The sequence below is a fragment of the Streptomyces griseofuscus genome (genome assembly GCF_014673495.1).
GTDB lineage: Bacteria > Actinomycetota > Actinomycetes > Streptomycetales > Streptomycetaceae > Streptomyces > Streptomyces murinus.
In genome coordinates, this window is record NZ_CP051006.1 from 6,524,063 (window position 1) to 6,535,000 (window position 10,938).

Consider the following 10,938-nt stretch of genomic DNA (forward strand, 5'->3'; position numbering starts at 1 on the left):
CGCACAGAAGCCGCGGGGGGAAACCCACGGCGCTGAGCGACGGGAGCAATTCTTAGCGGCCGCAAAATGCCCTGGCAAAGGTGTGACGTACGAAGCTGGATAGTGGATCAGGGAAACCCAAAACGGGACAGATTGGACCATCTGTCCCGTTCGCGGCAGGGGGTATATCTCCTATGTCCGTTCGTACGTGATGTAGGCCCTATGCGCGGGCTCACAGGGGACGCAGATCAAACTCACGGGGAGTTGCCACCGCAACTCACTCTGTGAGGCTCAGCGCGGGGTCTCCTCCCCAAGGAGGAGATGGACGTCCCCGAACTCGTGCCACAGGTAGAGCCCGCGCAGCGCCTCCTCGTACGCGCGGTCGACCGCGGCCCGCCCGGCGACGGCCCGCAGCATCAGCAGATGCGAGGCCTCCGGCTCGTGCAGCCCGGTCAGCAGCCCGTCCACCACCCGCACCCCGCGCTCGGGCGTGACCACCAGGTCCGTCCACCCCTGGCACGCCCGCACCGCGCCGTCCGCGCCCACGGCCGACTCCACCGCGCGTACGGCCGTCGTGCCCACCGCGATCACCCGGCCGCCTCCGGCCGCCGCCGCGCCGATCGCCCGCGCGGACGCCTCCGGCACCGTGAACCACTCCGGGTAGGGCGGCTCGTGCGCCTCCGCCGACGCCACCCCCGTATGCAGGGTGACCCGCGCGAACCCCACGCCCCCGCGCACCAGCTCCGCCACCACCCGCTCGGTGAAGGGCCGCCCCGCGCTCGGCATCTCCGCGCTGCCCGCGCCGTCGGGGGAGGGGAGGGAGAACAGGGTCTGGTACGCCGACAGCGGCTGGTCCCGCGTCGTATAGGAGTACCGGATCGGCCGCCCGTGCCCCCGCAGCAACCCCAGCACGGCCCCACCCTCGACCCGCGCCCACCACAGCCTGTCCCTATACCTACCTACGGGATGCCCACCCAGGGGATGCCCGCCGACGGGCTCCGGCCCGCCCACCGGCTCCTCCACCACCAGCCGGACCCCCTCCGGCAGCCGTACCTCTGTCCCCGCGCGTGTGCCCGGCCGCGCGCGTGTGGTGCCCCGGCCGTCGGGCTCCCGGAGTTCCACCGCCCAGCGGCCGTCGTCGCCGCGGGTCGAGAAGTGCACGACCACGGGCGCGTCCCCGATCCGGCCGTCCACCGCGGCGGCCAGCGTCGGGGAGGTGTTCACCACCAGCAGGTCCCCGGCCCGCAGCAGCCCCGGCAGCTCGCGGAACGCGTGGTGCGTCACCCGGGTGCCGCGGGAGACGAGGAGCCGTACGTCGTCCCGGGCCCGCCCCGGCCCCCGCTGCTCGGCCGGCACCCGCGCGGACAGCTCCTCCGGCACCCGCACGATCGTGGTCATCGGCCCGCCACCAGCGTCGGCGCCGCGTACCGCCCGCTGGCCGGGCGCTCGTCCAGCAGCCGCAGGAACGCCGGTACGACGGTGTCCGGCGCCGGCCGCTCGTCCGTGTCGCCCGGTACGGCCGCCGCGTACAGGCCGGTCGCCATGTCCCCGGGGTCCACCGCCCACACCCGCAGACCCGGCTCCTCCACGGCGAGCACCGCCGCCAGTTGCTCCAGGGCCGCCTTCGAGGCGCCGTAACCGCCCCAGGTCTCGTACGCCTGTGCCGCCGCGTCCGAGCTGACCGCGATCACCGTGCCCGCGGCCGCCGCCCGCAGCAGCGGCAGCGCCTCCTGGACGAGGCCGAGCGCGGCGGTGACGTTCACCTCAAGCGCCCGCCGCAGCCCGTCCAGCGGCAGCTCGGCCAGCCGTACCAGCGGCTCGGCGCCGAGCGCGCTCGCGTTGCCCACCAGCAGATCGAGACCGCCCAGCGCACGGGCGGCGGCCACCAGCGCGGCCCGGTGCCCGGCGTCCGTGACATCCCCGGGCAGCGCCGACACCCGGGTGCCGTACCGGCCGACCGCCGCCGCGGCCTCCGCCAGCGCCTCCTCGCCCCGCGCGTCCAGCACCAGATCCCAGCCGCGCCCGGCCAGCGCCTCGGCGAGCGCCCGCCCCAGCCCCTTCGAGGCGCCCGTGATGATCCCTACCGGCATGACTACCGTCCCCTCGTCGCTCCCCGCCCGCTCGGACGGATGCCGATCACCGTAGGAACGCCCCTACGGTCACCGCCTCGGCCGCGGGTCCCGTGCGAGAGGGGCACTTCGGCGTACGACACCGGGCGGGGTCCCGGGTCCTAAGCCGGTCGGTCTAGGACCAGCGGACGGCGCCGGGCCGTCGGCGGTCCGATCCGCGCCGGCGCGCCCCGCCGGTACCGTGAGGGCATGAGCCACCGCCCCCGGTCCGGCCTCGCCGCGGTGAGTTCCGCGTTGCTGGCCATGAGCAGGCATCTGGAGACGCGCGACGTCCTGAAGACGATCGTCGCCTCCGCCCGCGAACTCCTCGACGCGCAGTACGCCGCCCTCGGCGTCCCCGACGACCACGGGGGCTTCGCCCAGTTCGTCGTGGACGGCGTCAGCGACGCCCAGTGGAAGGCGATCGGCCCGCTGCCCCGCCAGCACGGCGTCCTCGCCGCGATGCTGCACGAGGCCCGCCCCGAACGCCTCGCCGACGTACGCAAGGACCCCCGCTTCGAGGGCTGGCCCGACGCCCACCCCGACCTCGTCGACTTCCTCGGGCTGCCCATCCGCGACGGCGACGAGACCATCGGCGCCCTGTTCCTGGCGAACAAGAACTGCCCCAAGCCGGAGGGCAGTTGCGGCTTCACCCAGGAGGACGAGGAACTGCTCGCCCTCCTCGCGCAGCACGCCGCGATAGCCCTCACCAACGCCCGCCTGTACGAGCGCAGCCGCGAACTCACCATCGCCGAGGAGCGCTCCCGGCTCGCCCATGAACTGCACGACGCGGTCAGCCAGAAGCTGTTCTCGCTGCGCCTGACCGCCCAGGCCGCCGCCGCCCTCGTCGACCGCGACCCGGCCCGCGCCAAGGGCGAACTCCACCAGGTCGCCGCGCTCGCCGCCGAAGCCGCCGACGAACTGCGGGCCGCCGTCGTGGAGTTGCGCCCCGCCGCACTGGACGAGGACGGACTGATCGCCACCCTGCGCACCCAGATCCAGGTCCTCGACCGCGCCCACACCGCCCGGGTCACCTTCACCGGCGCCAACTACCGCGCACTGCCCGCCGCCCAGGAGGAGGCCGTGCTCCGGGTCGCCCAGGAGGCCCTGCACAACGCGCTGCGCCACGCGGACGCCGAGCGCGTCGATGTGAGCGTGGAGCGGCGGGGCCCCGGAGCGGTGCTGCGGATCAGCGACGACGGCACCGGCTTCGACCCGGCCGCGGTCGGCCGCGCCGGGCGCCACCTCGGACTGGTCTCGATGCGGGACCGGGCGAGCGGGGTCGGCGGCACGCTGACCGTGGATTCGGTGCCCGGCAAGGGCACCACGATCGAACTGGAGGTCCCCGGTGGCTGAGCCCATCAAGGTGCTGCTCGTCGACGACCACCAGGTGGTCCGCCGGGGCCTGCGCACCTTCCTGGAGGTGCAGGAGGACATAGAGGTCGTGGGCGAGGCGGCCGACGGCGCGGAAGGCGTGGCCCGCGCCGAGGAACTGCGGCCCGACGTCGTCCTCATGGACGTCAAGATGCCGGGCATGGACGGCATCGACGCCCTGCGCAGGCTGCGCGAACTCGACAACCCCGCACGGGTGCTGATCGTCACCAGCTTCACCGAGCAGCGCACGGTCGTACCGGCCCTGCGCGCGGGCGCCGCCGGGTATGTGTACAAGGACGTGGACCCGGACGCCCTCGCCGGCGCCATCCGCTCCGTGCACGCCGGGCACATCCTGCTCCAGCCCGAGGTGGCGGGCGCGCTGCTGTCCCAGGAGGAGGCCAACTCGGGTCAGGGCCGGGGGAGTTCGCTCACCGAGCGGGAGCGCGAGGTGCTCGGGCTGATCGCCGACGGCCGCTCCAACCGGGAGATCGCCCGCGCTCTGGTGCTCTCCGAGAAGACCGTCAAGACGCATGTCTCCAACATCCTGATGAAGCTCGACCTCGCCGACCGCACCCAGGCCGCGCTGTGGGCCGTACGACACGGGGTTGCCGGCTGAAACGTCCGTACGGACGCCGTACGCCGGTTCCCCCTAGAAGCCCCGTTCCGGACTGAGATTCATACCGTCGTGGGAATGTCACCCGGATGGCGCATCCCCGGGCGATCTCCGCCGTTCTCCAGTGCGTGCCACGGAGAACCGCCGTGGTGAACGTCCAAGAGGGGTTTGAAAGTGAAGAACCTGAAGAAGGCAGCGGCCGTGACGATGGTGGCCGGTGGCCTGCTGGCCGCCGGTGCCGGCCTGGCCTCCGCCCAGAGCGAGGCCGGCGGCGCGGCCGTGAACTCCCCGGGCGTCGTCTCGGGCAACGCCATCCAGGCGCCGGTCCACGTCCCGGTCAACGTGACCGGTGACAGCATCGACGTCATCGGCGTGCTGAACCCGGCCTTCGGCAACGTCGGCCTCAACCACTGAGGCATCTCGACCGCGGCGCGGGCCCCCCGGATCCACCGGGGGGCCCGCCCCTTTGCCCGGCCCCGGAGCTCACCTCACCCCGCGCTCCCGCTCCTCCACCATCGAGTTGTACGCCGCCACCTGCGCCCGCCGCGCCGTCCGCTCCACCGGGCGCAGCGCCTGGGTGCGCGCCGCCATCTCCGAGGCGGTCACCGCGGCCCCGTGGCCGTGGTCGTGCGCGAGGGCGATCAGCAGGGTGATGCGCTGCGCCAGCTCAAGGACCCGGGCCGCGCGGGGCGGATAGCCCGGGGCCAGGACCTCGCGGCCGGCCTCCGCCCGTGCCCGGTACGCGTCGATCGCGGCCTCGGCCACCGGGCCCGAGGCGGCCACGTCCAGGCGGGCCAGCACCGCCGTGGCGTCCCGCAGGGCCTCCGCCAGCTCGCGCTCCGCCTCGCCCAGGGAGGGCACGTCCGCGGGCGGGGCCTCGCGCACCGGCAGGGCGTGCCAGACCACCTCGACATGCACATCACCCGCGGGCCCCGCCTCGGACACCTCAGGCACCAGCCCGAACGCGGTGCCGAAGCAGACCACCGCCTCCGCCGCGTCCAGTGCCCGCGCGTTGAACTCCGGCGGGCCGCTCAGCCCCAGCGGATGGCCGGGCGCCGGCAGCGCCACCCGCAGCCCCGTCGCCCCCAGCGCCCGCAGCCGCCCCAGCGCGAGCGTCAGTCCCACCGGCGCCGCCTCCCCGGGCAGCCCGGCCACCCGGTGCACGGCGTCGTCACCCACAATGGCGAGCGCGGCGTCATCCGGCGAGACAAGTCCGGCCAAAAGGGCATTTCCCCAAGAGGCAAGGCGTCCTGAACGCGGTTCCGTGAGCATGCCCCCACCCTAAGGACCGGACCGATGGAATGGACCGGCGCACCGGTGGCGTAGATTTCATAAGGGCCGTGCCCACCGGCGCGGCGGACCGCGCCACAGGCGTACGCGACAGCCGAGACCGGCCACACTGCAAGGGGAGACAACGCGCTCATGAGCGATGTTCTGGAGCTTCAGGACGTATCCGTGGTCCGTGAGGGCCGGGCTCTGGTGGACCAGGTCTCCTGGTCGGTGAAGGAGGGCGAACGCTGGGTCATCCTCGGCCCCAACGGCGCCGGCAAGACCACCCTCCTGAACGTCGCCTCAAGCTACCTCTACCCCACCACGGGCTCCGTCGCCATCCTCGGCGAGACCCTGGGCAAGCCCGGCACGGACGTCTTCGAGCTGCGCCCCCGCGTCGGCGTGGCCGGCATCGCACTCGCCGATAAGCTCCCCAAGCGCCAGACGGTCCTCCAGACGGTCCTCACCGCCGCCTACGGCATGACCGCCGCCTGGAACGAGGAGTACGAGGACGTGGACGAGCAGCGCGCCCGCGCCTTCCTCGACCGCCTCGGCATGAGCGACTACCTCGACCGCCGCTTCGGCACCCTCTCCGAGGGCGAGCGCAAGCGCACCCTCATCGCCCGCGCCCTGATGAGCGACCCCGAGCTGCTGCTCCTGGACGAGCCCGCCGCCGGCCTCGACCTCGGCGGCCGTGAGGATCTGGTGCGCCGCCTCGGCCGGCTCGCCCGCGACCCCATCGCGCCCTCGATGATCATGGTCACCCACCATGTCGAGGAGATCGCCCCCGGCTTCTCCCACGTCCTGATGATCCGTCAGGGCAAGGTCCTCACCGCCGGCCCGATCGAGCTGGAGCTGACCTCCCGCAACCTCTCCCGCTGCTTCGGCCTCCCGCTCGTGGTCGAGCAGGTCGGCGACCGCTGGACCGCCCACGGCCTGCCGCTGTCCTGACCCCACCGGCACCCCCGGCCGCCCCCCGGCCGTCCGTGACCCCACCCCGATCCCACTCCGCCGGGACCCTCGCGCAAACCCGTCGGGGTCCTCAACGCGCCCTGTCCGCCGCCCGATCGTGGCCCTACGATGACCACGTGAACGACATCGACGCATGGGTGTGGTGGCTCGTCGGCGCGGCCGCGCTCGGAATCCCGCTCGTCGTCACCGCCATGCCCGAGTTCGGCATGTTCGCGGTGGGAGCCGTCGCGGCCGCGGTCGTCGCGGCCCTCGGCCCCGGCGTCGTCGCCCAGGTGATCACCTTCCTCGTCGTCTCCGTCGCGCTCATCGCCGTCGTACGGCCCATCGCGAACCGGCACAGCAGACAGCGGCCCCGGTTCGCCAGCGGCATCGAGGCGTTGAAAGGCAAGCAGGCCGTCGTACTGGAACGGGTCGACGGCTCCGGCGGCCGCGTCAAGCTCGCCGGGGAGATCTGGTCGGCCCGCGCCCTGGACGCCGACCGGGCCTACGAGGCGGGCCAGGAGGTGGACGTCGTGGACATCGAAGGAGCCACCGCGATCGTCATCTGAGCCATCCTGCCCCCGAGTTGGGCCGGAGTCTGTCAGACTCGACGGGCAAGATCCTTTGAACAGGCGCGAGCCGCGGACACAACGGCGTCCGCGGGCGTCCAGGCGGAGAGGGGTACGGGGAACACGATGGAACCGGTCATCATCGTCCTGATCATTCTGGTGGTGTTGGTCTTCATCGCCCTGATCAAGACCATCCAGGTCATCCCACAGGCCAGCGCGGCCATCGTCGAGCGCTTCGGCCGCTACACGCGGACCCTGAACGCGGGCCTGAACATCGTGGTCCCGTTCATAGACACCATCCGCAACCGCATCGACCTGCGCGAACAGGTCGTACCGTTCCCGCCCCAGCCGGTCATCACCCAGGACAACCTGGTCGTCAACATCGACACCGTCATCTACTACCAGGTGACGGACGCCCGCGCGGCCACCTACGAGGTCGCCAGCTACATCCAGGCGATCGAGCAGCTCACCGTCACCACGCTGCGCAACATCATCGGCGGCATGGACCTGGAGCGCACCCTGACCTCCCGCGAGGAGATCAACGCCGCCCTGCGCGGCGTCCTGGACGAGGCCACGGGCAAGTGGGGCATCCGAGTCAACCGCGTGGAACTGAAGGCCATCGAGCCGCCGACCTCCATCCAGGACTCGATGGAGAAGCAGATGCGCGCCGACCGTGACAAGCGCGCCGCGATCCTCACCGCGGAGGGCACCCGACAGGCCGCGATCCTCACGGCCGAGGGCGAGAAGCAGTCCCAGATCCTGCGCGCCGAGGGTGAGGCCAAGGCCGCCGCCCTGCGCGCCGAGGGCGAGGCCCAGGCCGTCCGCACCGTCTTCGAGGCCATCCACGCCGGCGACCCGGACCAGAAGCTGCTGTCCTACCAGTACCTCCAGATGCTCCCGAAGATCGCCGAGGGCGACGCCAACAAGCTCTGGATCGTCCCCAGCGAGATCGGCGACGCCCTCAAGGGCCTCTCCGGCGCCATGGGCAACTTCGGCTCCCTGGGCGGCGGCAACAGCGGCGGCGGCGCCACCCTACCGGCCCAGAACAAGGGCCCCGCGACGGAACGCCGCGAAAAGCCGAGCATCGACTAGCGATCACTTCGCAAGGCGGGGTTCCTTCCGCGCCCCTTCAGGGGCGCGGGGCTGTACCGATAGGCGGCTCCGCCGCGTGGCGCGATCGACCGCCTACCACCCGCACTCACCGTCAGGCAGCACTCGGCAGACGCTCAGGCCGCGTCCCGAGCGAGCCACTCAGGAAGCCCGTCCAAGTCGTCCTGCCGCAATGCCAAGAGCATCGCATCCGCCGGCGTCGGCTCAAAAGGCACCCGCAGCAACGTCATCCCGGCCTCCTCCGGAGTCCGGTCCGCCTTCCGGTGATTGTCCTCCGCACACGCCGCCACCGTGTTCAGCCATGTGTCCTGCCCACCCTGGGCCCGCGGCACCACATGGTCCACCGTCGTCGCCCTGCGCCCGCAGTACACGCACCGGTGCCGGTCCCGCACCAGCACCCCCCGCCGCGACCACGGCGCTTGTCTTCGGAACGGCACCCGTACATATCTGCACAGCCTGATCACCCGGGGCGCGGGTATGTCCACGGCGGCCCCCCGCATCCGCAGCTCGGGATGGGCCTGCTCGACCACCGCCTTGTCCTGGAGCACCAGGACGACGGCGCGGTTCAGAGTCACCGTAGACAGCGGCTCGAAACTCGCGTTCAGCACCAGCGTGTCACGCATCCAGCCCACCTCCCGTGCGCACCTGCCCACCCCCCGGCGGGCTTGGATCAACTCTGGACGGGCGCGCCGAGATGGACAACGCAATAAAAAATGCCCGCCTCCGATCACTTCCAAGACCGGAGGCGGGCAAACGTTCAATGAACGCTTGGCTCAAACGAGGCGGGGCGGTCAGCCCTGCTCGGTGTTCTCGTACTCGCCGATGAGCTGCGCCCGCGCGATCGCGTGGAAGCGCAGATTGAACCCGACAAAGGCCGGCGAGGCGTCCGCGTCGGGACCCAGCTTCTCCTGGTCCACCGCGTACACCGTGAACACATAACGGTGCGCGCCGTCACCGGGCGGCGGGGCGGCGCCGCCGAAGTCCCGCGTCCCGTAGTCGTTGCGCGCGTGTACGGCGCCCTCGGGCAGGCCCTCGAACTTGCCGCTCGCCGCACCCGCGGGCAGCTCCGTCACCGAGGCCGGGATGTCGAACAGAACCCAGTGCCAGAACCCGCTGCCGGTGGGCGCGTCCGGGTCGTAGCAGGTCACAGCGAAGCTCTTGGTCTCCGGCGGGAAGCCCTCCCACCGCAGGTGCGGCGAGGTGTTCCCGTCCGCGTAGACCTGAGCGCCCTTGAGCGTGGCGCCCTCCTGGACGTCCTCGCTGGTCACCGTGAACGACGGCACCGGCGGGTGGAAGTCATGGGGGAGCGGTCGCCGCTTCAGCTCGGTCACCTTGGTACCTCCTGATCGAAGATCTGGAAAGAACAGAGCGAACTCTAGAGCCAGTTGCGCCGGCTGCCGACCTCGGAGAGCCACTGGTTGAGGTACGCCGCCCAATCGGTTCCCTGCCAGTCGTGGTGGCCCACCTGGAAGGAGCGGTAGGTGTCCGAGCCCTCGCTGAACAGACCCGCCTTCTTGTCCATCTCCAGGACGACGTCCATGGCGTGCTCGTCGGCCACGAAACTCAGCTCGACCTGGTTCAGGCCCCGGTACTGGGACGGCGGGTAGAACTCGATCTCCTGGTAGAACGGCAGCCGCTGCCGGGTACCCCGGATATGGCCGCGCTCCATGTCGGCGTTCTTGAAACGGAATCCGAGGGCGATGAACGCGTCCAGGATCGCCTGCTGCGCCGGCAGCGGGTGCACATTGACCGGGTCCAGGTCGCCGGAGTCGACGGCCCGGGCGATCGCCAGCTCGGTCGTCACCCCGATGTGCATCCCGCGCAGCTCCTGGCCGTCGATCATCGTCACCGGCGTCTCCCAGGGAATCTCCAGGCCGAACGGCACCGCGTGCACGGCACCCGCCTGAAGTTCGAAGGCACCGCCGAGTCGCACCTTGGCGAACTCGATGTCCTGCTTGTACTCCTCGTCGCCGCTCTCGACCTCGACCCGCGCCTGAAGACCGACGGACAGCCCCTCGATGGCCTGGTTCACGGAACCGCCCTGGATCCGCACCTCACCCTGGACCACGCCACCCGGTACGACATTCACCTCGGTCAGCACCGTCTCGACCGAGGCACCGCCGGCTCCGAGGCTCGCGAGCAGCTTCTTGAACGCCATTGACTCTCCCTTTACGAACGGACCTCGCCCCTACAAACGCGATCACCCCCATGCCCGGTTCCGCCCCGGCCGTGCCCCGTCCGGACCAGCCCCGTGGACTACCCTCGGACGGCATGATCGCGCCCCGGGACCGTATGCCACTGCCCAGGAAATTCTTCGACCGCCCGGTCCTCGACGTCGCCCCCGACCTCCTCGGCCGCGTCCTGGTCCGCACGACACCCGACGGCCCGATCTCGGTACGCCTGACCGAGGTCGAGGCGTACGACGGCCCGAACGACCCGGGCTCCCACGCCTACCGCGGCCGCACCCCACGCAACGCGGTGATGTTCGGGGAGCCCGGACATGTGTACGTCTACTTCACCTACGGCATGTGGCACTGCATGAACCTGGTCTGCGGTCCCGAGGGCAGGGCGAGCGCCGTACTGCTGCGGGCCGGCGAGGTCGTCGAGGGCGTGGAGCTGGCCCGCAAGCGCCGGCCCTCGGCCCGCAATGACAGGGAACTGGCCAAGGGCCCGGCCCGGCTCGCCACCGCGCTGGAGGTCGACCGCGCCCTGGACGGCACGGACGCCTGCACCGCGGGCGAGACTCCGCTGCGGATCCTGACCGGCACCCCCGTCCCCGTCGAACAGGTACGCAGCGGTCCGCGCACCGGCGTCGCGGGGGAGGGCGGGAACGGTGAGGTCCACCCCTGGCGTTACTGGGTGGCCGACGATCCGACGGTGAGTCCGTACCGGGCCCATGTCCCGCGGCGCAGGCGAAGTTGACTCGCCCCCCGAAGGTGCGTAATGTATCCCGAGCCGCTGAACC

The 10,938-nt window shown here is 71.8% G+C and carries 13 protein-coding genes; 7 read left to right on the plus strand and 6 right to left on the minus strand.

The features are described 5' to 3' along the window. Nucleotides 1-270 precede the first annotated feature (270 nt). Together HEP81_RS29695 and HEP81_RS29700 are read right to left on the minus strand one after the other, a co-directional pair. Nucleotides 271-1,377 carry an S-adenosylmethionine:tRNA ribosyltransferase-isomerase gene (locus HEP81_RS29695; protein WP_037656604.1) on the minus strand — a complete coding sequence of 369 codons (1,107 nt, stop codon included), beginning with the start codon at nucleotides 1,375-1,377 and terminating at the stop codon, nucleotides 271-273. Beyond that, the gene (locus HEP81_RS29700; protein ID WP_037656603.1) at nucleotides 1,374-2,069 is read right to left on the minus strand and encodes an SDR family NAD(P)-dependent oxidoreductase; all 696 of its coding nucleotides are present in this window, start codon (nucleotides 2,067-2,069) and stop codon (nucleotides 1,374-1,376) included. The genes HEP81_RS29695 and HEP81_RS29700 overlap by 4 nt, the downstream gene beginning before the upstream one ends. A 228-nt stretch (nucleotides 2,070-2,297) precedes the next feature. On the opposite strand from HEP81_RS29700, the gene HEP81_RS29705 reads away from it, so the two are divergent. The 3 genes from HEP81_RS29705 to HEP81_RS29715 all read left to right on the plus strand — a co-directional run bounded on the left by HEP81_RS29705 (nucleotide 2,298) and on the right by HEP81_RS29715 (nucleotide 4,488). After that, a complete protein-coding gene (locus HEP81_RS29705; RefSeq protein ID WP_037656602.1) occupies nucleotides 2,298-3,443 on the plus strand; it encodes a GAF domain-containing sensor histidine kinase in 1,146 nt (381 codons plus the stop codon). After that, nucleotides 3,436-4,077, plus strand: coding sequence for a response regulator (locus HEP81_RS29710; protein WP_037656600.1), 642 nt, complete (start codon nucleotides 3,436-3,438; stop codon nucleotides 4,075-4,077). The genes HEP81_RS29705 and HEP81_RS29710 overlap by 8 nt, the downstream gene beginning before the upstream one ends. A 171-nt stretch (nucleotides 4,078-4,248) precedes the next feature. After that, complete coding sequence (locus HEP81_RS29715; RefSeq protein WP_037656599.1) at nucleotides 4,249-4,488, plus strand: chaplin; 240 nt, start codon at nucleotides 4,249-4,251, stop codon at nucleotides 4,486-4,488. A gap of 69 nt (nucleotides 4,489-4,557) precedes the next feature. Here the strand turns inward: HEP81_RS29715 and HEP81_RS29720 are convergent, their stop codons facing one another. Beyond that, a complete protein-coding gene (locus HEP81_RS29720) occupies nucleotides 4,558-5,346 on the minus strand; it encodes a hypothetical protein (protein ID WP_051850210.1) in 789 nt (262 codons plus the stop codon). 150 nt (nucleotides 5,347-5,496) lie between these two features. Between HEP81_RS29720 and HEP81_RS29725 the strand changes: the two genes are divergently transcribed. The 3 genes from HEP81_RS29725 (at nucleotide 5,497) to HEP81_RS29735 (ending at nucleotide 7,955) form a co-directional block, all read left to right on the plus strand. Next, a complete protein-coding gene (locus HEP81_RS29725; RefSeq protein ID WP_037656596.1) occupies nucleotides 5,497-6,294 on the plus strand; it encodes an ABC transporter ATP-binding protein in 798 nt (265 codons plus the stop codon). A 137-nt stretch (nucleotides 6,295-6,431) separates the two neighbouring features. Then, on the plus strand, nucleotides 6,432-6,863 hold the full coding sequence (locus HEP81_RS29730; protein WP_037656595.1) for an NfeD family protein: 432 nt from the start codon (nucleotides 6,432-6,434) through the stop codon (nucleotides 6,861-6,863). A gap of 126 nt (nucleotides 6,864-6,989) precedes the next feature. After that, nucleotides 6,990-7,955, plus strand: coding sequence for an SPFH domain-containing protein (locus tag HEP81_RS29735; protein ID WP_037656593.1), 966 nt, complete (start codon nucleotides 6,990-6,992; stop codon nucleotides 7,953-7,955). Between the two features lie 134 nt (nucleotides 7,956-8,089). Here HEP81_RS29735 and HEP81_RS29740 read toward each other — a convergent pair whose 3' ends face one another. From HEP81_RS29740 to HEP81_RS29750, 3 genes are all read right to left on the minus strand, one after another. Next, nucleotides 8,090-8,596, minus strand: coding sequence for an HNH endonuclease (locus tag HEP81_RS29740; protein WP_037656734.1), 507 nt, complete (start codon nucleotides 8,594-8,596; stop codon nucleotides 8,090-8,092). A gap of 168 nt (nucleotides 8,597-8,764) precedes the next feature. Then, nucleotides 8,765-9,304: a YbhB/YbcL family Raf kinase inhibitor-like protein gene (locus tag HEP81_RS29745; RefSeq protein ID WP_037656592.1), complete on the minus strand. Its 540-nt coding sequence runs from the start codon at nucleotides 9,302-9,304 to the stop codon at nucleotides 8,765-8,767. Nucleotides 9,305-9,348: 44 nt separating this feature from the next. Continuing rightward, the gene (locus tag HEP81_RS29750) at nucleotides 9,349-10,131 is read right to left on the minus strand and encodes a sporulation protein (protein WP_037656590.1); all 783 of its coding nucleotides are present in this window, start codon (nucleotides 10,129-10,131) and stop codon (nucleotides 9,349-9,351) included. 113 nt (nucleotides 10,132-10,244) lie between these two features. Here HEP81_RS29750 and HEP81_RS29755 point away from each other — a divergent pair, with 113 nt between their 5' ends. After that, nucleotides 10,245-10,895: a DNA-3-methyladenine glycosylase gene (locus HEP81_RS29755; protein WP_037656589.1), complete on the plus strand. Its 651-nt coding sequence runs from the start codon at nucleotides 10,245-10,247 to the stop codon at nucleotides 10,893-10,895. Nucleotides 10,896-10,938 lie beyond the last annotated feature (43 nt).

Coding starts and splice junctions, on each gene's coding strand:
- HEP81_RS29695 (WP_037656604.1), bottom strand. CDS start 1,377: ATGACCACGATCGTGCGGGTGCCGGAGGAGCTGTCCGCGCGGGTGCCG.
- HEP81_RS29700 (WP_037656603.1), bottom strand. CDS start 2,069: ATGCCGGTAGGGATCATCACGGGCGCCTCGAAGGGGCTGGGGCGGGCG.
- HEP81_RS29705 (WP_037656602.1), top strand. CDS start 2,298: ATGAGCCACCGCCCCCGGTCCGGCCTCGCCGCGGTGAGTTCCGCGTTG.
- HEP81_RS29720 (WP_051850210.1), bottom strand. CDS start 5,346: ATGCTCACGGAACCGCGTTCAGGACGCCTTGCCTCTTGGGGAAATGCC.
- HEP81_RS29725 (WP_037656596.1), top strand. CDS start 5,497: ATGAGCGATGTTCTGGAGCTTCAGGACGTATCCGTGGTCCGTGAGGGC.
- HEP81_RS29735 (WP_037656593.1), top strand. CDS start 6,990: ATGGAACCGGTCATCATCGTCCTGATCATTCTGGTGGTGTTGGTCTTC.
- HEP81_RS29740 (WP_037656734.1), bottom strand. CDS start 8,596: ATGCGTGACACGCTGGTGCTGAACGCGAGTTTCGAGCCGCTGTCTACG.
- HEP81_RS29750 (WP_037656590.1), bottom strand. CDS start 10,131: ATGGCGTTCAAGAAGCTGCTCGCGAGCCTCGGAGCCGGCGGTGCCTCG.
- HEP81_RS29755 (WP_037656589.1), top strand. CDS start 10,245: ATGATCGCGCCCCGGGACCGTATGCCACTGCCCAGGAAATTCTTCGAC.